Here is a 26,146-nt window from a genome sequence, read left to right on the forward strand (position 1 = left end):
ATTCACTCGCCGACCTCCAGCCGGAAAGAGATCCGATCAACATGGCACGACGCACCGACGTCATGGACACCATCGTCAGCCTCGCCAAGCGCCGCGGGCTCGTATACCCGTCGAGCGAGATCTACGGCGGACTGCGAGCGTCCTGGGACTATGGCCCGCTGGGCGTCGAGCTGAAGAACAACGTCAAGCGGCAGTGGTGGCTGTCGATGGTCCAGTCGCGCGACGACGTGGTGGGCCTCGACTCCAGCGTCATCCTGGCCCGCGAGGTGTGGCAGGCCAGCGGCCACGTCGACACCTTCACCGACCCGCTCACCGAGTGCCAGTCCTGTCACAAGCGCTTCCGCGCCGACCACCTGCTCGAAGCGTACGAGGAGAAGAACGGCAAGGCGCCCGAGCGGGGCCTGGCCGACGTCACCTGCTCCAACTGCGGCAACAAGGGCGCCTTCACCGAGCCGCGCCAGTTCAGCGGCCTGCTCAAGACGTTCCTCGGCCCGGTCGAGGACGACTCCGGGCTGACCTACCTGCGGCCCGAGACCGCGCAGGGCATCTTCATCAACTACCTCAACGTCCAGCAGTCGGCGCGCAAGAAGATCCCGTTCGGCATCGGCCAGATCGGCAAGTCGTTCCGCAACGAGATCACGCCGGGCAACTTCATCTTCCGGACCCGCGAGTTCGAGCAGATGGAGGTGGAGTTCTTCGTCAAGCCCGGCACCGACGAGGAGTGGCACCAGTACTGGATCGACCAGCGCTTCCAGTGGTACTCCGACCTCGGCATCGCCAAGGACAACCTGCGCCTCTACGAGCACCCGCAGGAGAAGCTCTCCCACTACGCCAAGCGCACGGTCGACATCGAGTACCGCTTCAACTTCACCGGCAGTGAGTGGGGCGAGCTCGAAGGCATCGCCAACCGCACCGACTTCGACCTGACCGCCCACTCGAAGGCCTCCGGCACCGACCTGAGCTTCTTCGAGCAGGAGACCGGCGAGCGCTACGTGCCCTACGTGATCGAGCCGTCCGCCGGCGTCGACCGGGCCACGCTCACCTTCATGCTCGACGCCTACACCGAGGACGAGGCGCCCAACGCCAAGGGCGTCATGGAGAAGCGCACGGTCATGCGGCTCGACCACCGGCTCGCCCCGGTCAAGGCCGCGGTGCTGCCGCTGTCGCGCAACGCCGACCTGTCGCCCAAGGCCCGCGACCTGGCCGCGGCGCTGCGCAAGCGGTGGAACGTCGAGTTCGACGACGCCGGCGCGATCGGCCGCCGCTACCGCCGCCAGGACGAGATCGGCACGCCGTTCTGCATCACGGTCGACTTCGACTCGCTCCAGGACAACGCGGTGACGATCCGCGAGCGCGACTCGATGGCCCAGGAGCGCATCTCCATCGACCAGGTGGAGAGCTACCTGCGTCAGCACCTCAACGACTGACGCCGCACACCGTCGAAGGGGCCCCTCTCCGGAGGGGCCCCTTTTTGTGTCGCGGGGCACACCGCGGCCGCTTCACAGCGACCAGATCGCATTCTCGTGCGGAGCCGGACTTACGGTCCAAGAATTGGTTTGTACCATTGGTATAAACCACTTCCCCGGCGATCAGAATAAAAGTGGATTAGACCTCTACAGGGGGTTTGAGCTGGGGAAACGGGGAATTAACCGATGGGTGCAGTTTCATCATCAATTCCGCCGGTAGAGTCCGGGTAGAAGCGTTGATTGGAGCTGTGGTGGCCAAGTACGTTTACGACTTCACCGAGGGCAACAGGAATCTCAAAGATCTCCTGGGCGGAAAGGGCGCCAACCTCGCCGAGATGACCAATCTCGGGCTGCCCGTGCCTCCCGGGTTCACGATCACCACTGAGGCGTGCCGCCACTACCTGGCCGAGGGAGCTCTGCCCGGCGGGCTCGAACAGGAGATCGAGCAGCACCTGCAGGCGCTCGAGGAGCGCATGGGCAGGAAGCTCGGCCAGTCCGACGACCCGCTGCTCGTCAGCGTCCGCTCGGGCGCGAAGTTCTCCATGCCCGGCATGATGGAGACCGTCCTCAACATCGGCCTCAACGACGACTCCGTGCACGGCCTCGCCAAGCAGGCCGGCGGCAACGAACGCTTCGCCTGGGACTCCTACCGCAGGCTCATCCAGATGTTCGGCAGGACCGTGCTGGGCATCGACGGCGACCTGTTCGAGGACGCCCTCGACGAGCTCAAGGACGGCCGCCAGGACACCGATCTCAGCGCCGGTGAGCTCCAGCGCCTGGTCGAGACGTACAAGGGCATCGTCCGCGACCGGACCGGCGAGGACTTCCCCGCCGACCCGCGCGAGCAGATGCGCATGGCCATGATGGCCGTCTTCGACTCCTGGAACGCGCCACGCGCCATCCTGTACCGCCGCCAGGAGCGCATCCCCGCCGACCTCGGCACCGCCGTCAACGTCTGCTCCATGGTCTTCGGCAACTGCGGCTCCGACTCCGGCACCGGCGTCGCCTTCACCCGCGACCCCGGCAGCGGCCGCCAGGGCATCTACGGCGACTACCTGCAGAACGCGCAGGGCGAGGACGTCGTCGCCGGCATCCGCAACACGGTCCCGCTGCAGGACCTGGAGCGGATCGACAAGCGCTCCTACGACGAGCTGCTGTCGATCATGGAGAAGCTGGAGAACCACTACCGCGACCTGTGTGACATCGAGTTCACCATCGAGCGCGGCAAGCTCTGGATGCTGCAGACCCGGGTCGGCAAGCGCACCGCCGCGGCCGCCTTCCGCATCGCCACCCAGCTCGTCGACCAGGGCCTCATCACCATGGACGAGGCCGTCACCCGGGTGACCGGCGACCAGCTCGCTCAGCTCATGTTCCCCCGCTTCAACGGCGGCGGCGGCAAGCGGCGCATCGCCAAGGGCATGAACGCCTCGCCCGGCGCGGCCGTCGGCAAGGTCGTCTTCACCTCCGAGCGGGCCATCGAGCTGGCCGCCCAGGGCGAGGACGTCATCCTGGTGCGCCGCGAGACCAACCCCGACGACCTGGCCGGCATGATCGCCGCCCGCGGCATCCTCACCAGCCGCGGCGGCAAGACCTCGCACGCCGCCGTGGTCGCCCGAGGCATGGGCAAGACCTGCGTGTGCGGCGCCGAGGAGCTGGACGTCGACACGGCCGGGCGCACCTTCACCGCCCCGGGCGGCGTGGTCGTCGGCGAGGGCGACGTCATCTCCATCGACGGCACCAGCGGCGAGGTCTACCTCGGCGAGGTGCCGGTGGTCGACTCCGCCGTGGTCGAGTACTTCGAGGGCGCCGAGCCCGAGGACGAGCTGGTCAAGGCCGTCGACCGCATCATGCGGCACGCCGACGCCAAGCGCCGGCTGGGCGTGCGGGCCAACGCCGACAACCCCGAGGACGCCGCCAGGGCGGTCCGGTTCGGCGCCGAGGGCATCGGGCTGTGCCGGACCGAGCACATGTTCCTCGGCGACCGCCGCCAGCTCGTCGAGGACCTGGTGCTCGCCACCACCCCGGAGGAGCGCCAGGCCGCGCTGGACGCGCTCGAACCGCTGCAGAAGTCCGACTTCGTGGGCATCTTCCAGGCGATGGACGGCCGTCCGGTGACGATCCGGCTCATCGACCCGCCGCTCCACGAGTTCCTGCCCGACATCGTCGGCCTGTCCGTCAAGGTCGCCACCGGCGAGGCCACCGACAAGGACCGCGACCTGCTGGCCGCCGTCAAGCGGCTGCAGGAGCAGAACCCGATGCTCGGCCTGCGCGGTGTACGGCTCGGCCTGGTCATCCCCGGCCTGTTCGCCATGCAGGTACGCGCGATCGCGCACGCCGCCAAGGAGGTCCCCGGCGCCCGGCCGGAGATCATGATCCCGCTCGTCGCGGCCGTGCAGGAGCTGGAGAGCGTCCGCGAGGAGGCCCTCGGCATCCTCCGGGAGGTCGGCGTGGAGGCCCTCGTCGGCACGATGGTCGAGACGCCGCGGGCGGCCATGACCGCCGGGCAGATCGCCGAGGCCGCCGAGTTCTTCTCCTTCGGCACCAACGACCTCACCCAGATGACGTGGGGCTTCTCCCGCGACGACGTCGAGGCCTCGTTCTTCTCGCGCTACCTGGAGCTGGGCATCTTCGGCGTCTCCCCGTTCGAGACCCTCGACCGCGAGGGCGTCGGCCGGCTGGTCGCGATCGCCGCCCAGGAGGGCCGGGCCACCCGCCCCGACCTCAAGCTCGGCATCTGCGGAGAGCACGGCGGCGACCCCGACTCGGTCCACTTCTGCCACGAGACCGGGCTCGACTACGTGTCCTGCTCGCCGTTCCGCATCCCGGTGGCCCGCCTGGAGGCCGGCCGCGCCGCGCTGAGCGCGGGAGACTGCGACACCCGCTGACGCACCGGACCTCCCCCAGCGGGCGGGGGAGGTCCCGCCGCGAGATCAGGAAGCCGGGACGGCCACCTGCTCGGCTTCCGACGGCACGTAGTCGTGGCGCACGCCCTGGTCGCCCAGCCACGCCCGCAGCCCGCCCACGGCGCGGGAGTCGGCCGCCACCGCGGCCGCGTACTCCATCAGCGCCACCTCCTCGCCGTCGTCGTAGAGCAGCCGCGCCGGCCCCGACCACGACAGCGTCCAGCGCGCCTGGCCGTGGCTGATCAGCAGCCCCTCCAGCGCCGCGCCCAGCACCCGCGCCAGCAGCCCCTCGCCGGGCTCCCAGCCCAGCTCGCGCAGCCGCTCCTCCAGCTCGCCCTGGCGGCCCCTGGCGATCGCCTCGAAGGCCGCGTCCACGTACGGCCTGGAGGCCCCCACGACCCGCGCGCCCGCCACCGCCAGGTCGCGCAGCGCCTCGGCGTTGCGGACCTCGTACAGGCCCTTGGAGACCAGCTCGTCCCACGACACCGGGCGGAGCACCGTCAGCGCCTCCGGCGTCCACAGCGACTCCTCCACCGCCCCGGCGGCCACGTCGGCGTCACGCAGCAGCGTCAGCGCCGGGCGCGGGTCCGGTACCAGCTCGGGCTCGGGCAGCCGCTCCAGCGCCGCCAGCCGCTCGGCCAGGCTCGGGTGCGAGTCGTACGGGGACGTCTCCTCGGGGCGGGCGGCCAGCTCGGCCAGCTCCGCCTGCCGGGACGGGTCGTTCAGCAGCGACTGGAAACCGCCGAACACGGCGGCGGGGCGGAAGCCGCCCGCCCCCGCCATCGACAGGTAGCCGCCGGTGTAGAGGTCCCAGGCCGCCGCCGTGTAGTGGATCTTGCGCAGCGCCTCCGCCATCGCCTGCCGCCCGCCGATCGCCACCGCGAACGCGTCGGCCTCCAGCTCCTGCCGGCGCGACACCGCCTGCGAGACCCGCAGGTAGAGCTTGGCGTACCAGGTGAACAGCCGCTGCACGAACGGGTGGCGGTCCAGGCCCTGCACGGTCGCCAGCAGCGAGACCCGGCCCCGGTAGACCGGGGCGCCCAGGCGGGTGTGCGCGCCGCTGTAGTGGCCCAGCTCGTGACCGAGCACCGCGCGCATCTCGTCGACCGTCAGCGTCTGCATCAGCGGCAGCCCGACGTACATCCGCCGCCGGACCGCCTTCAGCCCGAGGAAGCGGGTCTCCTCGGCGACCGCCGCGTTGACCTCCGGCACCAGCCGGATCTCGTCCGGCGGCGCGGTGCGGACCCGGCGCGCCAGGTCCTCCACGGTCTGCCAGAGCACCGGCTCGTGCTCGCGCGTGACCGCCACCCCCGGCTGCTCGCCCTCCTGCCGGCGGCTCACCATGATCAGCGCCCGGATGAGCGCGCCCGCGGCCAGCGTCGTGACCACCGCGAACTTCACCAGCGTGACGCGGAAATCGATGATCAGCAGCACGTCGAGCGCCACCGCCGCCGCCACGATCACGCCGACGAGCACGTAGAAGCCGGCGAGCAGGCAGAAGGCGAGGACGGCCCGGAACGCGGTCGTCATGGGTGAGGGCTCCCGGGGAAGGGGGGTTCTGGCGTGGCTCGACCCTAGCGAAAACCAGAAACCGGATAAAATCGCTCCCTTATGGCCCGCTACGACGCGCACGACACCGCACGCTGGGTCCCGGAACCCCCGGGCAACCCCGAGCGCAGCCCGTTCGAGCGCGACCGCGCCCGCGTGCTCCACAGCGCCGCGCTGCGCAGGCTGGCCGCCAAGACGCAGGTGGTCGGCCCGGCCGAGGCGCTCGGCGCCGGCCAGCACATCCCGCGCACCCGGCTCACCCACTCGCTGGAATGCGCCCAGGTCGGCCGCGAGATGGGCGCCACCCTCGGCGTCGACCCCGACCTGGTGGAGACCGCCTGCCTCGCGCACGACCTGGGCCACCCGCCGTTCGGCCACAACGGCGAGGTGGCGCTCGCCGAGCTGGCCGAGCCCTGCGGCGGCTTCGAGGGCAACGCGCAGAGCCTGCGGCTGCTCACCCGGCTGGAGGCCAAGGTCATCGCCGAGAACGGCGGCAGCGCCGGGCTGAACCTCACCAGGGCCGTGCTGGACGCCTCCATCAAGTACCCCTGGATCCGCGGCGACTCGCCCAAGTTCGGCGTCTACGACGACGACCTGCCCGTCTTCCGGTGGATCAGGGACGGCGCGCCCGACGGCCGGGTCAGCTTCGAGGCGCAGATCATGGACTGGGCCGACGACGTCGCCTACTCCGTGCACGACCTGGAGGACGCGCTCCACTCCGGCCACGTCGTCCCCGAGGCCCTGCAGTCGCCGTCCGAGCGGGCGGCCGTCTGCGTGACGACCCGTACGTGGTACGCGCCCGGCGCCGACCTGGCCGAGCTGGAGGAGATCTTCGCCGAGCTGGTCGCCGCCCCGCCGTGGCCGCGCCGGTTCGCGGCCACCCTCAGCGACTTGGCCGGGCTCAAGGCGCTCACCAGCGGCCTCATCGGCCGCTTCTGCCGCGCAGCCCAGACCGCCACCCGCGAGTCCTACAGCCCGCGCCACCGGGCGAGCCTCGTCGTGCCCGAGGTGACCCGCCTGGAGTGCGCGCTGCTCAAGGGCATCACCGCCCACTACGTGATGGCCACCGAGGACCACCACGCCAACCAGGCCAGGCAGCGCGAGCTCATCACGGAGCTGGCTTCCCTCATCATCCGCGACGCGCCCGCCACGCTGGAGCCCGCCTTCCGGCCCGCCTTCGAGGAGGCGCCGGACGACGCGGCCCGGCTGCGGGTGGTCATCGACCAGATCGCCTCGCTGACCGACACCTCCGCCGTCGCCTGGCACCGCAGGCTGTCGCGCTGAGCTACCCGGTGCCGGCCGTCGTCGGCGACAGCGTGTGCACGAACTCCGGCGTGGGCGTGGGGGTCGCCTTCCGCTTGCGCTTCCGCTCGCGGGTCGGCTCCGCCGACGGCTCGGCCGCCCGCTGAGCGCTGCACAGCACCGTGCACGGCGGCGTCTCGCCGAGCTTGCGGCGCAGCGCCAGCGTCTCCTTGCGGGGCGAGTACGTGCGATTCCCGCTCTGCCAGGCGTCGAGGTAGTCCCACGGCTCGACCATGCCGCGGCGCACCCACCAGAACCCCGGGCCGGTCTTCCAGGAGATCGCGAAGTAGAGGTTGGGGCCGGTGTCGCGGGCGTTGCCGGACGTGCCGACCCGGCCCAGCGTCTGACCGGCCTTCACCCGTACGCCCGGGCGGATGCCCTCGGCCACGCTGTCGAGATGCCCGCCCAGGTAGCGCACCCCGTCGTCGCCGACGATCGTGACGAACCTGCCCTCGCGGTGGGCGCCCTCGTCGGTGGACGGGAGCCACCGGTTGACGGTGTCGACCTCGTCGACCACGCCGGCGACCGGCGCCACGAACGCGCACCCCCGGGGCGCCCAGATCGTCGTCTTGGGCAGCACCAGCAGCTTGCGCTGGTAGGTCACCTCGCAGCCCTTGACGGGGAAGGCGTAGGTGTACTTGGACAGCTTCGGCGGCGGCACCCGCACCGGGTCGTCGCCCGCGGGCGCCGTGACCGGGGCCGGCGGGGCCGTCGAAAGGGAACTCGAAGGGGAACTCGCGGCGGCCGTCCGCACGCCCGCGATCCCGGCCGGCTGGCTGCATCCGCTCAGCAGCAGCACGGCTCCGGCCGACGCCGCCACCAGGCCGATCCGCCCCGCTCGCATGATCTCCACCGTATCCGAGGACAACCGTCACCTTTGTAGCCGATCGGGAGCGGTCACATAACGTCTTTCCGACCAATGGGGCAACCTGTTCGTCCCCGGCTGTGCCGTCCGTCCCGCAGGTCACACCGTCCCCAGGGGGAGCTCCGCTGCGGAAGCGCCGGGAGAAGCGGAATAGACTCACCGGCGTGGCTGGCCGGATCCGTGATGTCGACATCGCGCTCGTACGCGAGCGTTCCCCCATCGCCGACGTGATCGGCGAGCACATCCAGTTGCGCAACGCGGGCGGTGGCAACCTCAAGGGGTTGTGCCCGTTCCACGACGAGAAGTCGCCCTCCTTCAACGTCACGCCCGAACGCGGGATGTACTACTGCTTCGGCTGCTCCGAAGGCGGCGACGTGATCACGTTCGTCGAGAAGATCGAGCACCTGACCTTCGGCGAGGCCGTCGAGCGGCTGGCGCAGCGGGCCGGCATCCAGCTCCAGTACGAGCAGGGCGGCTACGTGCCGCGGCGCGACCATGGGGAGCGGGCGCGGCTCATCGAGGCGCACCGCCTGGCCGCCGAGTTCTACGCCGACAAGCTGTTCGGGCCCGACGCCGCCCCCGGGCGGCGGTTCCTGTCCGAGCGCGGGTTCGAGCGCGCCGACGCCGAGCTGTTCGGGGTCGGGTACGCGCCCGCCGAGTGGGAGGCGCTGACCCGTCACCTGCTGGCACGCGGGTTCACCGTCGACGAGCTGGTCAAGGGCGGGCTGGCCAGGGAGGGGCGGCGCGGGCCGATCGACCGGTTCCGCGGGCGGCTCATCTGGCCGATCAAGGACGCGACGGGCGACGTGATCGGGTTCGGGGCGCGCAAGCTGCTCGACTCCGACGACGGCCCCAAGTACCTCAACACCCCCGACTCGCCGCTCTACAAGAAGAGCCAGGTGCTCTACGGCATCGACCTGGCCAAGCGGGAGATCTCCAAGCGGTCCCAGGCGGTCATCGTCGAGGGCTACACCGACGTGATGGCCTGCCACCTGGCGGGCGTGCCGACGGCGGTGGCGACCTGCGGCACCGCCTTCGGCGAGGAGCACATCAAGATCCTGCGCCGGTTCCTGCTCGACCAGGCCGAGTTCCGGGGCGAGGTCATCTTCACCTTCGACGGCGACGCCGCCGGGCAGAAGGCGGCGCTGCGGGCCTTCGCCGACGAGCAGAAGTTCGTCACCCAGACCTACGTCGCCATCCAGGCCGACGGGCTCGACCCGTGCGACCTGCGGGTCAAGCAGGGCGACGCGGCGGTGCGCGACCTCATCGCCAGCCGGGAGCCGCTGTTCCAGTTCGCCATCCGCAGCACCATCGACCGCTACGACCTGCGCAGCAACGAAGGCAAGATCGCGGCGCTCGACGCGGCGGCGCCGATCGTGGCCGGCATCAAGGACGCCGGGCTGCGCAAGCGCTACGCCATCGACCTCGACCGGTGGCTCGGGTTCATGGACGAGCGGTTCGTCATGCAGCGCATCGCCGAGGTGGGGCGGGCGCAGCCGGGCCGCCCGCAGCGCGCCGCCCGCCCGGCGCCGGTCGACCCGCACGTCCGGGTGGAGGCCGAGCTGCTCAAGCTGGCCGTGCAGCGGCCCGCGCTGGTCGGGCCGCGCTTCGACGCGCTCGACCCGCAGGCCTTCACCGCGCCCGACCACGTGACGCTGCACGGGCTGATCGCGGCGGCGGGCGGGCTGGCGGCGGCGGGCCACGGCGGCCGGGAGTGGGTCGACCGGCTGCTGGAGCACGCCCACGAGGAGGCCACGGCGGCGCTGGTGACCAGGTTCGCGGTGGAGCCCATCCAGGCCGACTCCGACGCCGAGGAGCGCTACGCGGCGGCGATGCTCGCGGCCATCGAGGCCGTCGCCGTCGACCGGGCCATCGCCCAGGTGAAGTCGCGCATACAGCGGCTCAACCCGGTCGAGGAGCAGCAGGAATACAACAGGCTCTTCGGCGAGCTGGTGGCGCTGGAGCAGCAGCGCCGCGTGCTGCGCGACCGCGCCGCGGGCAGCTGATCTCCGAAAGTCCTCGCAAATGCGCGCAAAGCGGCGTCCGGGCAGACAGAACCGCGTGCCCGGCGCCGCTCCGAGCCGGACACCCCAATCAAGACCGCGTAATTGACTTTACTTTCCTGATCAAACTCGGGTTAAACCTGAAAGGGATCTCAATTCGGTAAGGGTGAGGGCCTTACCTAAGGTGCCAAAAATGGGTCTGCCATTTTATGGAACCAATACTGCAGACTGTCTCCCGTGGGTGCATCGGTGCTGCCAAGTGGACCGCCATCCGTCGATCAGGTGGCGGACCTCGTCGCGAAAGGAAGAGAGCGCGGGAGCGTAACCGTCGATGACGTCGCAGCCGCGCTTGACCGATCCGAGCTTCCCTCCGACGCGCTGGAACGCGTCGTGCGGATGCTCGCTGAGAACGGTGTGGAGGTCCTCGAGCCACAAGGCGACGAGGAGACCACCCGCACCGATGAGGAAGACGTAGGAAAGCGGGCGCCGACCAGCGATCTGGTCCGCATCTACCTGCGGGAGATCGGCCGCGTGCCGCTGCTGACCGCGGAAGAGGAGGTGGAGCTCGCCAAGTCGATCGAGGCCGGCCTGTTCGCCGAGGACAAGCTGGCCAACGGAATCTCGCCCCTGGCCTACCCGGAGTTCAGAGAACTCGTCTGGCAGGGCACCCAGGCCAAGCAGCGCCTCATCGAGGCCAACCTGCGGCTCGTGGTGTCGATCGCCAAACGGTACGTCGGGCGCGGCATGCTCTTCCTGGACCTGATCCAGGAAGGAAACCTCGGCCTCATCCGGGCCGTGGAGAAATTCGACTACACCAAGGGTTACAAGTTCTCCACCTACGCCACGTGGTGGATCCGCCAGGCGATCACCCGGGCGATCGCCGACCAGGCGCGGACCATCCGCATCCCGGTCCACATGGTGGAGACGATCAACAAGCTCGTCAGGGTGCAGCGCCAGCTCCACCAGGACCTCGGCCGCGAGCCGATCCCGGAGGAGATCGCCAAGGAGATGGACCTCCCCGTCGACCGGGTGGTGGAGATTCAGCGCATCGCGCAGGAGCCGGTGTCGCTGCAGTCGCCGATCGGTGAGGAGGACTCCGACCTCGGCGACTTCATCGAGGACGCCGACGCGGTCGTGCCGATGGAGGCGGCGGCCTTCATCATGCTGCAGGACCAGCTCGACGACATCCTGGCGACGCTGTCCGACCGCGAGCAGCGCATCATCCAGCTCCGCTTCGGCCTGGCCGACGGCCATCCGCGCACGCTGGAGGAGGTGGGCAGGGAGTTCGGCGTCACCCGGGAACGCATCCGGCAGATCGAGTCGAAGACCCTGGCCAAGCTCCGTCATCCGACCAGGGCCCAGATGCTCCGCGACTATCTGGACTGAGCCGAGGCAACGACGGGCGGGCCGGGGGACTCTCCCCGGCCCGCCGTCGTGTCACGAACAGCCCTCGAACTGCGGCACCGCGACCCTGCCGGTCTCCAGGCCGGTGCCGCGGAACCACTTGCTCAGCAGCTTGCCGGCGGTCCCGTCCTGGTACATGTCGGTGATCGCCCGGTTGACCTCCTCGCACGCGGCCACGTCGCCGTGGCGCATGCCGATCCCGGACCGCTGCTCGTTGAACCCGGCGTTGGCCAGGCGCAGCCCGCCGCCGTCCTGCCGGGCCAGCCCGGCCAGGATGATGTCGTCGGTGGTGATGGCGTCGATCTCGTTCTCCTTCAGCGCCCGCAGGCACGCCTGGTAGTCGGGGAACGACTTGATCTCCGCCCGCACCCTGCGCTCCTCGACCACCCGCTGGGCCGCGTTGGCGCCCTCCACCTCGCAGATGCGCCGCCCCGCCAGGTCCCGCACGTTCCGGATCCGCTCCTCGTCGCGCCGGATCAGGATGTCCTGGTACGAGATGTGGTACGGGCCGGCGAACAGCACCTTCTGCTTGCGGTCCTCACTGATCGTGTACGACGCGACGACCAGGTCGGCCTCACCCGAGAGCAGCACGTCCTCGCGGTCGGAGGCCAGCACCGAGATCAGCCGGTACTTCTTGCCGAGCCGATCGGCGACGTAGGCGGCCACGTCGACGTCGAACCCCTCGAACTCCTCGCCGTTCAGGTATCCCACCTGCGGCAGGTCGGGCCGGACGCCGATGACGATCTCGTCCTTGTCGAGCAGGGACGGGGGCGCGCCGGTGCCGCATCCGGCGGCCGTCAGCGCGACCACCGCGAGGATCACCGTCATCAACCGCTTCACCGGTACTCCCTCAGTCGTGGCCAGACGCCGAGGCCGAGCAGCACGGCGATGCCGCCGGCGGCGAACGGCAGCACGAGCCACAGTTCGTCCAGCGCCTGCTCGCCGCGGGCGATCCCGGTGCTGAAGAAGCGCTGCTTGCGCTCGGCCAGCTTCAGCAGTTCGGCGTCGTACTCCTGGAACGCCTGCCGCACCTCGCCGAGCCGGATCTCGACCGCCTCGCCGGTGCCGCCGGTGGCCGCCCGGGCGCGCATCCGGTTGTCCGTCTCCTGGTAGCGGAGGTAGGCGTCGAGCGCGGGTCGGGCGGTCACGCCGGCCAGCTCGGGGCCCAGCATGCCCAGGAACTCCTCGCCCTTGCGCACCTCGCTCTGGTACTTCACCAGGTTCCCCGCCTCCACGTACATCAGCCGCTGGGACTTGTCGAGGAACCGGTGCTCGTAGGTGTCGGCCCGCCCCTTGTCCAGCAGGAAGCGGCTCTGGTCGCCCTGCATGCTGTTGCCGATGGCGCGGGCCCTGGCGAGCGTCAGCACCGAGTCGAAGCCCTCGGTCTTGGCCGTTCTCAGCTGGTCGAGGTTCTGCTGGATCACGCTCAGCCCGACCGCGGCCATGCCCGCGGTCGCCAGCGTGGCGCCGATCAGCGCGAGCGCGAGCACCCGCCGGAACCGCCGGGCCAGGAACACCTGCAAGCCGACCAGGCAGGCCAGCGCCAGCAGCCCGGCCGCGATCACCCCGGCGCGCATCAGGGACAGCGTCCCGGCCGTGTCGTCGTAGGTGCGGCGCACGATGGTGCCGCTCTCCAGCGTCAGGTTGTAGGCCTGCGGCAGCAGCACCCGGCGCATCAGGTCGGTGGCGTCCCGGTAGGCGCTCAGCACCTGCACGGGCGCCTCCCCGGCGGCGTGCCGGCTCTGGCTGTCGAGCAGCAGCGCCCGCTCCACCAGCCGCTCGTAGCGGCCCAGCCCGTCCAGCACCGACTGGATCGTACGGCGCTCCGCCTGGTCGTCCCCGGCCAGCTGGAACGCCTCCAGCAGCGCCTGGTTGGCGGCGGAGCGCTGCTTCTCGTACCGGTCCAGGGCGTCCTTCCTGGCCCGGTGGTCGTCGGTGGACATCACCAGGATGTCGGCGACCAGCGCGTCCATGTCGCTCAGCCCGAAGTACAGCCCGGAGGTGGCGAGCACCTGGGGGCCGGCGTCGCGGCCGATGAGGCGCAGGCCGTCGCCCGCCGTGGACGCGGCGGCGGCGATGACCGCGAACAGCAGCGCGAGCGCCGCGGCCGTCAGCCCCGTGAACATCCGGATCCGGCCGGGCACGCCGCGCCTGGACACCGGCGGCGGCGCGGGCGGGCGCGGCGCGGGCGGCGCGGGCGGGACCGTGGTCACCGTCATGGCGTGCCCTCCCTGATCGTGATCACGGTCCACGCGCCGAGGTGGATGCGGTCGCCCGCGCCCACCCGGACCGGCACGTTCACCGTGACGGGCCGGCCGTTGACCAGCGTGCCGTTGGCCGAGCCGGGGTCGACGAGCATCCAGGACCCGTCGGGCTGGGCGAGCAGCACCGCGTGCAGGCCCGACACGCCCGGGTCGGTTGGCGGCCCGGCCAGGTCGATCTCCGGCTGCTGGTCGCGGCCCCGGCGGCTGCGCCCGATGCGGACCTGCTCGCCCACGAGCGGGAACGAGCGCTCCGGGCAGTACGGGGGGAACGCCATCGCACCGGCGTCCGGGCCGCCCTGCGCGATGACCTGTTCGTAGTAGGCGCGGTCGGCCGCCGTCACCGCCTCCCAGCGGGCCCCGGTCACCGGGACGTGCACGGGCAGCGCGCCGCCCTCGAAGGAGTGGCCGCACACCTCGCAGAACTGGCCGACGCGCGGGGTGGCGCAGACCGGGCAGCTCTCCGCCTGCTGCGGCGGCGCCTGCCGGGGAGCGGTGGGCCGCGGGTCGGACATCTGCGCGCCGCACACGTCACAGTAGTCGTCCGTGCCCGACGGGTGGCCCTGGGGGCAGGTCGCCATCAGCTGCCCTCCGCCTTGCGGAGCCTGCTCGTACGGACCGAACCCGTGTCCAGCTCCAGCTCGTCGGCCTTGTCGACGTTCCTGACCAGCCGGGCGGTGCCCTGGACCGGGTCGATCTCGACGACCTTGTCCAGCAGCCGGGCGGTGTCCTCGCGGCCCGACTCGACGGCGAGCTGCCGGGCCTTGGCCAGCCGGGCGGTGGCGGCCTCCACGTTGCCCGCCGCGCGGTCGCTCAGCCCGTCCTGGATGAGCTGGTGCAGCTCCGCCTGGCCGGTGTAGTGGACGACCTTGTCGTTGATGCGGGTCGACAGGGCCAGGTCGTCGGTCCACTGGGCGAGCACGTTGCCGGACGCCAGCACGTCCCCGGTGTCGGGCCGGACCAGCTTCACCCAGCCGGCCCTGATCTCCTGGCCGATCTGGCCGGGCGGGACCTCCACGCACAGGTGGTACTCGCGTTCCTCCCGGCCCCACGCACCGGTCGGGTAGTCGCCCGTCAGCGGGTTGACCTCGGCACGCTTGCCGGTCAGGTCGAGCAGCGTGGGCGAGACCTGCTTGAGGAACTTGAGCGTGGCGGTCTGCGGCACCCACACGCGCAGCGACAGGTCGGGCACCGTCTTGGCCATCGCTGTCCGGGTGATCCTGCGGAAGAACTCGGCCAGCTCGTGCTGGTTCCTGACGAACTCGAACGTGCCCAGCAGCGCCTCGGACACCATCCGGAGCTGGGCGGGCGCCCAGTCGTGGCCGATGCCGAGGCTGTCGCAGACGAACCTGCCGCTCCAGGCCCGCAGCACCCCCGAGAAGACCTCCTCGCGCTCGTTGTTCTGGCCGTCCGTCATGAGGAGGGCGTGGCGGACCGCGTTCGGGTGCGCCGACAGCAGCTGACCTGCCAGATCGAGCCACGCGCCCATCGAGGTGCCGCCGCGGGGGCTCAACCGGGAGATCGCCTGCTGGGCCTCCGCCCTGGTCGCCCGGCTGGCCCGGACCATGCCGGTGCCGTGCGGGTACACCACCTTGGCCACCGAGGTCCCCGCGATCACCGCGAAGTGCACGCCGTCACGGAGCGTCTCCACCGCCGCGGCGGCCGCCGTCCGGGCGTCACGGATCTTGCTGCCGCTCATCGACCCCGACGTGTCCACGATGATCACTTCGGCCGCCTCGGCGGGGGCTTCGGGCGCCGCCTCCCCGGTGGAGCCGATGGTCAGGATGGCGTGCACCTCCCGGCCGTCCATGGACAGATACTTGTTCTGGTCGATGTGCAAGGTGAACGTGGGCTGGTCACCCATGCGTGCCTCCTAGAGGGATCAAGGCAATGGTCACGTTGTCGTGGCCGCCGGAGTCGAGCGCGTGCCGGAGCATCTGGCGCGCCTGCTCGATCGGGGGACCGGCGGCGGGGAAGCGGTAGCCGGCCAGGTAGCGCCACAGGCCGTCGCTGCACACCAGCAGCAGGCCGGGGCCCGGCGGGGTGAACGTGCGGATCCTCGGCCGCACGTCGGGATAGTCGGCGCCCAGCCACGCGGTGATCTCGCCGGTGGGCGCGGAGTCGTCCTCCGTCAGCAGCATCCCTTCCCGCCGCACCCCGCCGCCCGGGGCCGCGACGTCGGCGAGCCAGTACGCCCGGGTGTCCCCGGCCCAGCAGATCGTGACCTCCCCGGGCCGGGCGACCGCTGCCACGTACGTACAGGCCGGTGCGTCGTCGGGGGAGGTGGCGAGCCTGCCGACCGCCCGGCTCGCCAGCGCGAACGCCTCCTCGTGCGTCCTGCCCTCCGCCAGCGCCGCGGCGGCCGCGGTGACGGCGGCGGCGGACGCCTCATCGGCCCTGGGCGAGCTCCCCACCCCGTCACAGACCACCGCGGCGACCCCCACCTCCGCGCCGTACGTGGCGGGCGTCACGTTCGGGAGGTTCGCCCCGGCCGCGGGGATCGTGGTCGGTCCGTACGGGATGGTCCGGGCGTCGTCGGGGTGTTCGAGGGGCGTCATGGCCATGGCGTCTTCGTTGCGGGCCCGGCGCAGGCCCCGGTCCGTCACGGCGGCGGCGCCGGAGGCGTCGAGGACGATCTCGGCGTGGTCCCTGTCGGTGGTCTGGCGTACGCCGCAGCGTTCGCAGTAGCCCTCGGCGTCCACGGCGGAAGCGCCGCAGGACTCGCAGTCGGGGGAGCCGAGGGGGTGGCCGCAGGCTTCGCAGAAGGAGTCGCCCGGGGCCACGGGCGTCTCGCACAGCGGGCACTTCACAGCCACGTCCGGGGCCGGACCGTGTTGGCCAGGTCGACCAGCGCGTGCCGCTCCTCCCGCGTGGCCGCCACCCCGGCCAGCTCGCGGTAGAGGGACTCCAGCCGCCTGCGCACGCCCCGCTCGGTGAACGGGGTGTCCGCCACCCGGGCACCCTCCGGCGCCCGGTTGCCCTGCAGCCAGGCGAGCGCGGCCCGCAGGATCTCGGCCGTCAGCCGCTTGCGCCGGCGCCGGTCGAGGTCGGCCAGCCTGCCGAGCCGTTCGGCGGCGGCGGTCAGCTCGGCCGGGTCCAGCCACTGCCGGTCCCGCCGGGCGGCGGCGGCCACCAGCGCGAGCTGCGCGGCCACCCGGTGGCTGGAGGAGGACGGCACCTCGTCCAGCACCGCCATCCGGCCCGCCCTGGCCAGCCCGAAGGCGGCGCTGACGTAGGCGTGGTCGGTCCGCCAGACGCTCTCGTACCAGGGAACCGGATCGCGCCCGGCCCGCTCCAGCGCGAAGGCGAGCGCGAGCTTGGGCGCCCGCTCGCCCGGCAGCAGCGACACGCACCGGTCGAACGCCCCGATCGCCAGGTCGTGGTGCCCGGTCGCGAGCCCGGCCACGCCCCGGTACCAGGTCACGCGCCAGTCGCCCGGCAGCGCCCGGTCCAGCTGGTCGAGCAGCGGGTGCACGCCCGCGTCGCCGTCCTCGGCCAGCAGCCTGGCCAGCGTCAGCTGGGTCTCCGGCGTCTCCGGCATGGCCCGCACCTGGGCGGCCAGCTCGCGCGGGTGGCTGCCGGCCAGCCCGGCCAGCGCCCCGGCGGCCGGGTCGGCGGGGTCGGCCAGCGGCACCGGCAGCGCCGTCACCGCCTCCACCGGGTCCAGCTCCTCGAACACCCGGTGCGGGTCCTCGGCCAGCGCCCCGCCCACCGCGTCCCGCTCGGGCCCGAACAGGTGGGACGGCGCCGGGTACGGCACCCCGTCCTCCAGCGCGGAGACCTCGCGCAGCACGCCGACGAGCTGCTCCTCCATCTCCAGCGCGCTCTGGAACCTGTCGGCCGGGTCGGGGGCGGTGGCGCGGCGCAGCAGCCGGGCGAAGGACTCGTGGCCGCAGTCGTCCGGCAGCGGCGCGGCCACGCCGCCCCTGGTCGGGCTGAACCCGGGGACGGCCAGCACGGCCAGCGTCCGGGCCACCGTGTAGAGGTCGGAGGCGACGGACGACGGCTGGGTGTCCAGCTCGGGGGCGTGGTAGCCGGTCGTCACCCAGGAGGTCCCGGGCGGCGAGCCGATGCGCTGCACCGCGCCCAGGTCGATCAGCTTGAGCTGCCTGCCGACCCGGATCACGTTCGCCGGTTTGAGGTCGCAGTAGACCAGGCCGTTCTCGTGCAGGTAGGCGAAGGCACGCAGGATCTCCCGCCCGTACATGAGCACTTCCCGCAGCGGCAGCGTGCCCTGGCGGCGCAGCTCGTGCAGCGACTGGCCGCCGACGTACTCCATGACGATGTAGCCCTGGCCGGCGTGGCGCTGGAAGTTGAAGATCTTGACGATGTTCGGGTGGTCGACCATCGTCAGGAAGCGCCGCTCGGCCTCCGCCGCCGCGAGCGCCTCGGCGTCGGCGGTGTTGAGCAGGCCCTTCAGCACCATCCAGCGGCCGTCCAGGTTCTCGTCGGAGGCCAGGTAGATCCAGCCGAGCCCGCCGTGCGCCAGGCAGCCGAGCACCCGGTACTGGCCGCCCACCAGGTCGCCCTTGGCCAGCTTCGGGCTGAACGAGTAGGGGGTGCGGCAGTGCGGGCAGAACCCCTCGGTCCGGCCCGGCCGCCCCTGCACCGACCGGCCGACCGGCTGGCCGCAGTCGAGCTTGGCGCAGAACCGCTTCTCCTCCGGCACCTGCGGGTCGCTCTGCACCGCGCTCGCGGGGTCGCGGTACGGCACGGACGGCAGGTCCGCGATCTCCGCCAGCACCCCGGCCCGCGACCGGCCGCTGCTCGCCGGCCCGGTCACACCCCTGCTGGAGGGACCCGTACCGCGGACCGGCCGGGTGGCGGAGGACGGCTGCGTCCACACTCCCGCGCCGGAAGGAGCGGGCTGGGGTGAGGCGGCGGTGCCGCACAGGTCGCAGTAGCCCTCGTCGATCGTGCCCGTGCAGCCGGGCTGGGCGCACGAGGCCGTCGTCCCGGCCGGGGCGGGCGGCTGGGGTGAGGCCGCGGCGGTGCCGCACAGGTCGCAGTAGCCCTCGTCGATCGTGCCCGTGCAGCCCGGCTGCGCGCACGACGTCATCGCCCACCTCCGTGGATCGCCCGCTTGTACTGATCGACGGCCGCGGCCGCCCTCGTCAGGTCGCACGGCGCGGTCCACAGCAGCACCCGCGCCTCCTCGTACAGCCGCATCGCGACCGGATCCTCGACCATGCCGGTGCGCGCGGCCTTGGCCTGGATCGCGCCGAGCAGGCCGCGCAGCTCGTCGCGCCGGCCCAGCAGCCCGTGCAGGGCCCGCGCCGCCGCGCTCGCCCGCGCCTCGGCCTCCTCGGCCCGTTTCTCCAGCTCCGCCAGCCGCCCGGCCCGCTCCAGCCAGCCGCCCGCCGCGACGTCCAGCCTCGCCAGCTCGGCCTCCAGCTCGGGCACGCCGCTCCGGGGACGCGCCTGCGGCGGCAGCGCGATCTTGGCGACGACCGCGCCGTGCGCCAGCCGGGCCTCGCTCTCGGCAGCCCGTACGCGGTCGAGCGCGGCCTGCAGATTCTCCCTGCGCGTCCCGTACTCGTCCTTGACCTTCAGCGCCCGCTCCAGGTCGGCGCGGACCCCCTCCGCGCGGCGGACCAGGGCGTCCAGCTCCTGCTTGACGTGCCCCGCGCCGAGCGGATCCGCCAGCACGACGTCGCGCAGGCGGGCCAGGTCGGCGTCCTCGCGGGACAGGTCCACCGGCTCACCCAGCCGGTCGCCCAGCTCGCGCGCGCCCGCCAGCGCGGCGGCGGCCGAGTCCAGCCGGGGGAGCAGCGCCGACCAGACGGAGTCGATCTCGGTGAGCGCGTCGGTGGCGAGCTGGAAAGCGGCGTCCATGCGCAGGACCGTCTCGTCCAGCGTGAGCCGCTCGTCCGCCGGAGGCAGCAGCGAGCGCTCCTCGACCGGCCGCCTGGGCGCCTTCAGCACCACCGACGGGCCCGACAGCAGCGCGGTCAGCGCCTCCAGCTGCTCGCCGCCGAGCCGGGACCGCTCCGCCCTGATCTTCTCCGCCTCACGCAGCACGCCCCGGTACGCGTCGTACAGAGACCAGAGCGTGGCCAGCGCGGCCTGCGCCTCCGCCCAGCGCCGCCGGGTCGCGTCCGTCAGGGTGGCGCTCTTGAGCACCTGGTAGGTCGTGTGCGACTCCAGGTCGAGCAGGTCGCCCGAGATGCGGTCGCGCTCGGCCGCTCTCATCCGCAGCGCGTGCTCGGCTGCCTCGCTGCTCAGGGGTGGTCGCTGGCTCATCACCCTCCTAGGGGGGACCCTGACTTGTCCCTGATTGAACCCTGTCTTACCTGCAATTGGCTTAAATCGTCTCGTACGGTCAGGTCATGGGACGAATTCTGCTGATCCTCGCGGCCGTCGTCGCGGCCCTCTTCCTCATCGGGCCGCTCGTCGGCCTCTTCTTCACTCTGGTCAAGTGGACCCTCGTCATCGGCGCCGTGGTGCTCGGCGTCATGCTGCTGACGAAGGCGGTGGGTAGAACGTAGCGTGATCGGACTTGGCGGCGCATAGTGGGTGAATGACAGCGCGGCCCGCGGTCGACGACGCCGCGCTCGGGCGCGAGGCACTTGCCGTGCTCGAGGCGAACTGGACGGGGTGCGCGACCGTGCCCGCGCCCGGCCTCTATCCGCACCAGTGGAGCTGGGACTCGGCGTTCGTCGCCATCGGCCTGGCCCGCCACCGGCCCGGCCGGGCCCGCGCCGAGCTGCTCAGCCTGCTCGACGGGCAGTGGGCCACGGGCATGCTCCCGCACATCGTCTTCCACACGCCCGAGGCGTACTTCCCCGGCCCGGACGTTTGGCGCTCCCAGGACCACCCTCTGGCGCCGCGGGTCCGCACCTCAGGACTGACCGCGCCCCCGCTGCACGGGCTGGCGCTGTGGTGGCTCTACCGCCACACCGGCGACGCCGCCTTCGTCAGGCGGGCCTTCCCGGCGCTCGCCGCCCAGCACGCCTACCTGGCCCGCGACCGCGACCTCGGCGGCGCCGGGCTGGCCGCCATCGTCCACCCCTGGGAATCCGGCATGGACGACAGCCCCGCCTGGGACGCCGCGCTCGCCGCCCTCCCCGAGATCCGCTACGGCTACCGCGACGCCTGCCTGGAGGAACGGCACCCCGACAGCGACCACGACCGGTACGTCTGGCTGGCGCTGCGCTACCGCGACGCGGGCTACCGCGCCGAATACCTGCGCGACGAACACCCGTTCGCCATCGAGGACCCGATGTTCAACGGCATCTGGCTCGCCTCCAGCCAGGCCATGGCCGAACTCGCCCCGGTCGCCGGAGCCGACCCCGTCCCCTACGCGGAACAGGCCGAACGCATCAGGAGCGCCCTGCTCGACCGGCTCTGGGACGACGGCTTCTACGCCCGCGACCTGCGCGCCGGCGAACTCGTCCGGATCCACACCATCGGCGGGTTCGGGCCGCTGCTCGACCCCGGGCTGCCCGCCCAGCACCTCGCCGCCGCCGTCGAGACACTCGAGTCGGCCCGGTTCATGGGCGCCACCGGCTACCCGGTGCCGAGCTGCGAGATCCGCGCCGCCCAGTTCGACCGCACCCGCTACTGGCGCGGCCCCTCCTGGGTGAACACCAACTGGCTGCTCCGCCACGCCGCCGCCGTGCACGGCCTGGAATCCCTCGGCAGGCAGCTCACCAACGGCACCCTCCGCCTCGTCAGGCAGGCCGGGTTCCGCGAGTGCTTCGACCCGTTCGACGGCAGCGGGCGCGGCTGCCGCGACTTCTCCTGGAGCGCGGCGCTCACCCTGGATCTGCTCGCGGATACGGTGGAGAGGTGAAGCTCTTCCGACGCCTGCCCGCCGGCGTGCGCGCGTCCCTGGCCACCGAGCCGGGGGAGCGGGTGCTCGCCTTCACCTCGTCAGACGACGGCCACCTCGTCGCGACCACGCTCGCGCTGTTCCTTCCCGACGGCACGCGAATCCCGTACGAGACGATCGACAAGGCGTCGTGGGACGAAGACGGGCTCCGGCTGGTCCTCACCGGCGGCGACCGCCACGAGGTCAGGGTCCCGGAGCCGCGGCTGCTGCCCGAGACCCTGCGCGAACGCGTCAACGCCACCATCATCGTCAACAAACACGTGCACCTGCCCGGCCGCGGCGGCGTGCGCCTGGTGGCCAGACGGCGGCCGGCCGGCGAGGTCGTCGGCTGGACTCTCGTCTTCGACGAAGGCCTCGACCCGGACGACCCGGGGTTGCGCGCCCAGGCCGAGCAGGCACTCGAAGGGATGCGCCGCAGTATGGGCGTGTGACGCCGTCAGTAAGGGATACCCGTGCGGTCGGCCGTGGTCGTCTCGGCGACCTTCTTCTCCTCCGGCCACCCGGTTCCGGGCTCCTCACGGGTCTTCTTGCCGAACGGCATCTTGTCCTGCATCGACCCGCTCATCTTCGACCGGGCCGTCTCACCCATCTTCGCGGCCTTCGCGCCCACCACCCCCGCGGCCTCCTGCACCCTGGGGTTGTCGGCGACACGCTGGGCCGTCCGTTTGATCTGCTCGTACCGCTCACGTCCGGCCCTGCTGCCGAGCACGTACCCGACGGCCAGTCCCATGACGAATGGCATTCGATAACGCATCTTGCACCTCCGCTCTGACGGCACTACCCGCATCACGATGCGACACGCACTCCAGGAGTGCGCTAATCTATTCCTGCGCCCGACGGAGCGGCCCCCAAAGGCCCTCTGGTCAGCGTGGATCACCCGATCCCGCGTAGCTCAACGGCAGAGCAGCCGGCTGTTAACCGGCAGGTTATTGGTTCGAGTCCAATCGCGGGAGCTGCCACCAGGCCCCCTCACCATCAGCAGGTGAGGGGGCCTGAGTCGTTCCCGGGCCTACCGTGTTTCAGGCTGGCCGGTGCGTACACTCTGCCCGTATGCGATTACGGCTGATCTTCACGCTTTGCGCCCTTTACGGTGTCGTAGCCGCGCCCACGTTCTTGCCAGGAGACGGGCGGATCATCGTGCAGCCTGCGACCAAGGACGCGGTTGAGGTCTACGTCATGCCGGTCAATCCTGTGCTGCTCAGGTCCTACGAGGGCGTCGAACCGTTCAATCGCGCTCTGGAGATCGCTCAGCGTCGGGCGGAGGCCTACCCGCACGATCTTGCTCCGCCGTACATCCTGCATGCGCCGTACCGGCTCGTCGTGCCCTACGTCACCCCGCGCGGACGCGAACTGGCCGCACCGCCGATCTCCGGGGCGTACTGGGAGAACGGGAAAAACGTCCGCTTCAGGATCGTGCCTCGGCTGAGACTGGTGGAGAACAGCCGCGCAGAGCTGGAGACCTTGACAGACGTGGCGAGCGGGCCGGTGGAGGAGACGGAGGCTTCTCTGAGCCTGAGAATCGCGCCGGAACTCAATCGGGTGGTTCTCGGAGTGAACGCGTTCGACCAGGATCTGCGTCGCAGGTTGGCCAGGAAGTACGGCGGGCTCATCGCTGTCCACTGGGAACCCTTCGAGCGGCGAATGGTGCTCGGCTAAGAAGTCGGCCGCCGTGTTTCAGGCCAGGCGGTGGCGCGCGAACTCCGGATGAGGGGTGCCGAGTTCGATGCCGTTCTCGTCGAGGGCGTTGGCGATGAGAAAGCCGCCCGTGTCGAAGACGAACTCCACCGCGACGGTGCCGTACGCCAGGTCATAGCATGACGGACGCCACTCCAGCAGGGCGACCTCGCGGAGCTCCTGGCCGGCGAACGCCTCCAGCCGCTCGTCGTCGCCGGACCATACCGGCGTCAGCTCGTACCACTCCCAGTCGGTGATCGGTGCGGATGTGTCGATGGTGTTCCAGCCGATCGACAGTTCGTCGAGTTTCCAGTGGCAGATCTCGACCCGGACGCCGTCGAAGTCCAGGATGACGGGGCAGTCGGCGAACCACTCCCCGTCCTCGGCGAAACGGACGATCGCGAAGGACGTCAGCCGGCGGCCGGGCAGCGTGGCGAGCCTTGGTCCGTGGGTGTCGCGGACGGCCTCAAGCCCGACGAGGAAGGTGGGGGAGAAGCCGGAGATCCCTAGCACGATGGATGATTGTTCAGGTTTCTCGTGGAGCCGGCCAGGGGAAATCAGGAAACTCACCGGTTGTAGTCAGAACGTCACACAGTTTCCCGTTTTGCCGGACAGGGGCACCCTCGGCAGACCAAGATGGGGCTGCTGCGGACAAGCCGTCATGGCGGTGTGGAAAGGGGCGCCGCCACCAGGACGTGCCGCCGGCCCGGAACCGGTGGGGCGATCCGTGACCGGAAAAGTGCTGGTTACCTGCGTGCCTACCTGGATCAGAACGCTCAGACCCTTCGATGCCCTGCCCGTCCCGGGCCTCATCGAGCGCACCACCGACTACCGCGAGGCGGAGCGCTTCGTCAGGCTCTTCCACGCCGAGAACCCGAAGGCCGGCGGGATGGCCGCGCGGCTGCGGGACGTGGCCAAGGAGATCTCCCGGCGTGGCTCGTACACGCACACCTACGAGGAGCTGGAGTTCGGCGCCCGGGTGGCGTGGCGCAACAGCAACCGCTGCATCGGCCGCCTGTACTGGAAGTCGCTGAAGGTGCGTGACCGCCGGAGCACGACGAGCGCCGAGGGGGTGGCCCTGGAGTGCGTGGAGCACCTGCGGGAGGCCACCAACGGCGGCAAGATCAGGCCGGTCATCACCGTGTTCCCGCCCGACCGGCCCGCCCGGCCGGCGCCCCGGGTGCTGAACGAGCAGCTCATCCGCTACGCCGGGCACCGCTGCCCGGACGGGTCCGTCGTCGGGGATCCGCGGAACACCGCCATCACCGCGCTGGCCCGGTCGCTGGGCTGGCGCGGCGGGGAGGGCAGGTTCGACGTGCTGCCGCTGGTGATCCAGCCGGGGGCGGGGGAGCCGCTGCTGTGCAACCTGCCGGGCGACGTGGTGCTGGAGGTGCCGATCGAGCATCCGGAGTTCCCGTGGTTCGCCGAGCTGGGGCTGCGGTGGCACGCGGTGCCCGCGATCTCCGGGATGTGTCTGGAGATCGGCGGGATCTGCTACCCGTGCGCGCCCTTCAACGGCTGGTACATGGGGGCCGAGATCGGCGCCCGGAACCTGGCCGACACCGACCGCTACGACCAGCTTCCCGTGGTGGCCGAGCGGCTGGGGCTGGACGTCTCGACCGAGCGGTCCCTCTGGCGCGACCACGCGCTGGTGGAGCTGAACGTGGCCGTGCTGCACTCGTTCGAGAAGGCCGGGGTGACGGTGACCGACCATCACACCGAGTCGCGGCGGTTCCTCACCCACCTGGCCAAGGAGGAGAAGGCGGGGCGGGTCTGCCCGGCCGACTGGTCGTGGATCGTGCCGCCGATCTCGGGCGGGGCCACCCCGGTGTTCCACCGCTACTACGACGAGATCCAGCTCATGCCGAACTTCGTGCCGCGTCACTGAGGGGGTTGGACGGCACGACGTCTGTCTCACGCCGAGCTTCGTGGCGTGCCACTGGAGGGGCGTTGCGCGGCGCGGCATTCAGCTCCGTGGCGCGCCGCTGGAGGGCGTTGCGCGGTCATCTAGAACATGGTTCGGTTGGCGCATGGCAGAACTCGTACTCTCCTCGCTCGACCGGGGCGTGCTCACCCTCACCTTCAACCGCCCGGACCGGCTCAACGCCTGGACCGACGCCCTCGGCCGGCGCTACTTCGACCTGCTGGCGGAGGCGGAGGAGGATCGGCGGGTACGGGCCGTCGTCGTGACGGGCGCCGGCCGGGGCTTCTGCGCGGGGGCGGACTTCGAGACGCTGGGCGCCATCCAGCAGGGCGCGTACGAGGCGGAGCCGGACCCGAGGCCCAACACCTTCCCCCTTACGATCGGCAAGCCGGTGATCGCGGCGGTGAACGGCGCCTGCGCGGGGCTCGGCATGGTGCACGCGCTCATGTGCGACCTGGTGTTCACCGCCGAGGAGGCCAAGTGGACGACCGCCTTCGCGCGCCGCGGGCTGATCGCCGAGTACGGGCTGGGGTGGGTGCTGCCGCGCGTCATGGGGCAGCAGCGGGCGATGGACGTGCTGCTGTCGGGCCGCACCTTCAGCGGGCGCGAGGCGTACGAGATGGGGCTGGCCCTGCGGGCGGTGCCGGGGGAGCGGCTGCTGGCGGAGGCGCGGGCGTATGCGGGGGAGCTGGCCGCCTACAGCTCGCCCGCGTCGATGGCGGTGATCAAGCGGCAGGTCTGGGGGGACTGGGCGGCGACGCTCGACGAGTCGTACGAACGAGCGACGCGGGAGATGCTGACCTCGTTCCGGCGGCCGGACTTCGCCGAGGGCGTGGCCAGCTTCGTGGAGCGCCGCGACCCCGACTTCCCCGCCCTTGGGAAGGACGTCAGCTGAGGCGCCCTTGAGAGGGATGTCAGGTGAGGTGGCCTAGGGAAGGGCGTCAGCTGAGGCGCCCCGGGAA

General features: G+C 71.5%; 22 protein-coding genes and 1 tRNA gene. 12 read left to right on the forward strand and 11 right to left on the reverse strand.

Annotation, left to right across the window (positions count from 1 at the left end):
- Nucleotides 1-41: 41 nt before the first annotated feature.
- The gene (locus tag AB0J42_RS08170; RefSeq protein WP_364290238.1) at nucleotides 42-1,427 is read left to right on the forward strand and encodes a glycine--tRNA ligase; all 1,386 of its coding nucleotides are present in this window, start codon (nucleotides 42-44) and stop codon (nucleotides 1,425-1,427) included.
- Between the two features lie 290 nt (nucleotides 1,428-1,717).
- A complete protein-coding gene (ppdK, locus tag AB0J42_RS08175; protein WP_364290240.1) occupies nucleotides 1,718-4,351 on the forward strand; it encodes a pyruvate, phosphate dikinase in 2,634 nt (877 codons plus the stop codon).
- Nucleotides 4,352-4,396: 45 nt separating this feature from the next.
- Here the strand turns inward: ppdK and AB0J42_RS08180 are convergent, their stop codons facing one another.
- Nucleotides 4,397-5,899 (reverse strand): M48 family metallopeptidase, encoded by a 1,503-nt coding sequence (locus AB0J42_RS08180; RefSeq protein WP_364290242.1) that lies wholly within the window; start codon nucleotides 5,897-5,899, stop codon nucleotides 4,397-4,399.
- Between the two features lie 81 nt (nucleotides 5,900-5,980).
- Between AB0J42_RS08180 and AB0J42_RS08185 the strand changes: the two genes are divergently transcribed.
- Complete coding sequence (locus AB0J42_RS08185) at nucleotides 5,981-7,201, forward strand: deoxyguanosinetriphosphate triphosphohydrolase (protein WP_364290244.1); 1,221 nt, start codon at nucleotides 5,981-5,983, stop codon at nucleotides 7,199-7,201.
- Nucleotide 7,202: 1 nt separating this feature from the next.
- On the opposite strand, the gene AB0J42_RS08190 is transcribed toward AB0J42_RS08185, so the two are convergent.
- A complete protein-coding gene (locus AB0J42_RS08190) occupies nucleotides 7,203-8,063 on the reverse strand; it encodes a M23 family metallopeptidase (RefSeq protein ID WP_364290246.1) in 861 nt (286 codons plus the stop codon).
- A gap of 185 nt (nucleotides 8,064-8,248) precedes the next feature.
- Here AB0J42_RS08190 and dnaG point away from each other — a divergent pair, with 185 nt between their 5' ends.
- Together dnaG and rpoD are read left to right on the forward strand one after the other, a co-directional pair.
- Nucleotides 8,249-10,090, forward strand: a complete 1,842-nt coding sequence (gene dnaG / locus AB0J42_RS08195; RefSeq protein ID WP_364290248.1) for a DNA primase — start codon at nucleotides 8,249-8,251, stop codon at nucleotides 10,088-10,090.
- A gap of 246 nt (nucleotides 10,091-10,336) precedes the next feature.
- Entirely contained in the window at nucleotides 10,337-11,473 is a 1,137-nt protein-coding gene (gene rpoD, locus AB0J42_RS08200; RefSeq protein WP_364290516.1) for an RNA polymerase sigma factor RpoD, read from the forward strand.
- A 51-nt stretch (nucleotides 11,474-11,524) separates the two neighbouring features.
- On the opposite strand, the gene AB0J42_RS08205 is transcribed toward rpoD, so the two are convergent.
- Genes AB0J42_RS08205 through AB0J42_RS08235 form a run of 7 tightly spaced genes read right to left on the reverse strand, consistent with a single transcriptional unit; the run spans nucleotide 11,525 to nucleotide 19,995 of the window.
- Nucleotides 11,525-12,331, reverse strand: a complete 807-nt coding sequence (locus tag AB0J42_RS08205) for a transporter substrate-binding domain-containing protein (RefSeq protein ID WP_364290250.1) — start codon at nucleotides 12,329-12,331, stop codon at nucleotides 11,525-11,527.
- Nucleotides 12,328-13,710 (reverse strand): hypothetical protein, encoded by a 1,383-nt coding sequence (locus tag AB0J42_RS08210; RefSeq protein ID WP_364290252.1) that lies wholly within the window; start codon nucleotides 13,708-13,710, stop codon nucleotides 12,328-12,330. Before AB0J42_RS08210 ends, AB0J42_RS08205 begins: the two co-directional genes overlap by 4 nt.
- Entirely contained in the window at nucleotides 13,707-14,333 is a 627-nt protein-coding gene (locus tag AB0J42_RS08215; RefSeq protein WP_364290254.1) for an FHA domain-containing protein, read from the reverse strand. The genes AB0J42_RS08210 and AB0J42_RS08215 overlap by 4 nt, the downstream gene beginning before the upstream one ends.
- Nucleotides 14,333-15,616, reverse strand: a complete 1,284-nt coding sequence (locus tag AB0J42_RS08220) for a VWA domain-containing protein (RefSeq protein WP_364290256.1) — start codon at nucleotides 15,614-15,616, stop codon at nucleotides 14,333-14,335. Before AB0J42_RS08220 ends, AB0J42_RS08215 begins: the two co-directional genes overlap by 1 nt.
- On the reverse strand, nucleotides 15,609-16,568 hold the full coding sequence (locus AB0J42_RS08225) for a protein phosphatase 2C domain-containing protein (protein WP_364290258.1): 960 nt from the start codon (nucleotides 16,566-16,568) through the stop codon (nucleotides 15,609-15,611). Before AB0J42_RS08225 ends, AB0J42_RS08220 begins: the two co-directional genes overlap by 8 nt.
- Complete coding sequence (locus AB0J42_RS08230) at nucleotides 16,559-18,811, reverse strand: tetratricopeptide repeat protein (RefSeq protein WP_364290260.1); 2,253 nt, start codon at nucleotides 18,809-18,811, stop codon at nucleotides 16,559-16,561. The genes AB0J42_RS08225 and AB0J42_RS08230 overlap by 10 nt, the downstream gene beginning before the upstream one ends.
- The gene (locus AB0J42_RS08235; protein ID WP_364290262.1) at nucleotides 18,808-19,995 is read right to left on the reverse strand and encodes a hypothetical protein; all 1,188 of its coding nucleotides are present in this window, start codon (nucleotides 19,993-19,995) and stop codon (nucleotides 18,808-18,810) included. Before AB0J42_RS08235 ends, AB0J42_RS08230 begins: the two co-directional genes overlap by 4 nt.
- An 86-nt stretch (nucleotides 19,996-20,081) precedes the next feature.
- Between AB0J42_RS08235 and AB0J42_RS08240 the strand changes: the two genes are divergently transcribed.
- Genes AB0J42_RS08240 through AB0J42_RS08250 form a run of 3 tightly spaced genes read left to right on the forward strand, consistent with a single transcriptional unit; the run spans nucleotide 20,082 to nucleotide 22,017 of the window.
- Nucleotides 20,082-20,240: a hypothetical protein gene (locus AB0J42_RS08240; RefSeq protein WP_364290264.1), complete on the forward strand. Its 159-nt coding sequence runs from the start codon at nucleotides 20,082-20,084 to the stop codon at nucleotides 20,238-20,240.
- 32 nt (nucleotides 20,241-20,272) lie between these two features.
- Nucleotides 20,273-21,547, forward strand: coding sequence for a hypothetical protein (locus AB0J42_RS08245; protein WP_364290266.1), 1,275 nt, complete (start codon nucleotides 20,273-20,275; stop codon nucleotides 21,545-21,547).
- Entirely contained in the window at nucleotides 21,544-22,017 is a 474-nt protein-coding gene (locus AB0J42_RS08250) for a hypothetical protein (RefSeq protein ID WP_364290268.1), read from the forward strand. The genes AB0J42_RS08245 and AB0J42_RS08250 overlap by 4 nt, the downstream gene beginning before the upstream one ends.
- A gap of 5 nt (nucleotides 22,018-22,022) precedes the next feature.
- Here the strand turns inward: AB0J42_RS08250 and AB0J42_RS08255 are convergent, their stop codons facing one another.
- Nucleotides 22,023-22,340, reverse strand: a complete 318-nt coding sequence (locus AB0J42_RS08255; protein WP_364290270.1) for a YtxH domain-containing protein — start codon at nucleotides 22,338-22,340, stop codon at nucleotides 22,023-22,025.
- A gap of 127 nt (nucleotides 22,341-22,467) precedes the next feature.
- On the opposite strand from AB0J42_RS08255, the gene AB0J42_RS08260 reads away from it, so the two are divergent.
- Both AB0J42_RS08260 and AB0J42_RS08265 read left to right on the forward strand, forming a co-directional pair.
- Nucleotides 22,468-22,539 (forward strand) — tRNA-Asn (locus tag AB0J42_RS08260).
- Nucleotides 22,540-22,636: 97 nt separating this feature from the next.
- On the forward strand, nucleotides 22,637-23,242 hold the full coding sequence (locus AB0J42_RS08265) for a hypothetical protein (protein WP_364290272.1): 606 nt from the start codon (nucleotides 22,637-22,639) through the stop codon (nucleotides 23,240-23,242).
- An 18-nt stretch (nucleotides 23,243-23,260) separates the two neighbouring features.
- On the opposite strand, the gene AB0J42_RS08270 is transcribed toward AB0J42_RS08265, so the two are convergent.
- A complete protein-coding gene (locus AB0J42_RS08270; protein WP_364290274.1) occupies nucleotides 23,261-23,773 on the reverse strand; it encodes a hypothetical protein in 513 nt (170 codons plus the stop codon).
- A gap of 241 nt (nucleotides 23,774-24,014) precedes the next feature.
- On the opposite strand from AB0J42_RS08270, the gene AB0J42_RS08275 reads away from it, so the two are divergent.
- A complete protein-coding gene (locus AB0J42_RS08275) occupies nucleotides 24,015-25,148 on the forward strand; it encodes a nitric oxide synthase oxygenase (RefSeq protein WP_364290276.1) in 1,134 nt (377 codons plus the stop codon).
- Between the two features lie 142 nt (nucleotides 25,149-25,290).
- Nucleotides 25,291-26,079, forward strand: coding sequence for an enoyl-CoA hydratase-related protein (locus AB0J42_RS08280; RefSeq protein ID WP_364290278.1), 789 nt, complete (start codon nucleotides 25,291-25,293; stop codon nucleotides 26,077-26,079).
- The last annotated feature ends 67 nt before the right edge of the window (nucleotides 26,080-26,146 follow it).

It is taken from the genome of Nonomuraea sp. NPDC049649 (assembly GCF_040675175.1).
Lineage (GTDB): Bacteria > Actinomycetota > Actinomycetes > Streptosporangiales > Streptosporangiaceae > Nonomuraea.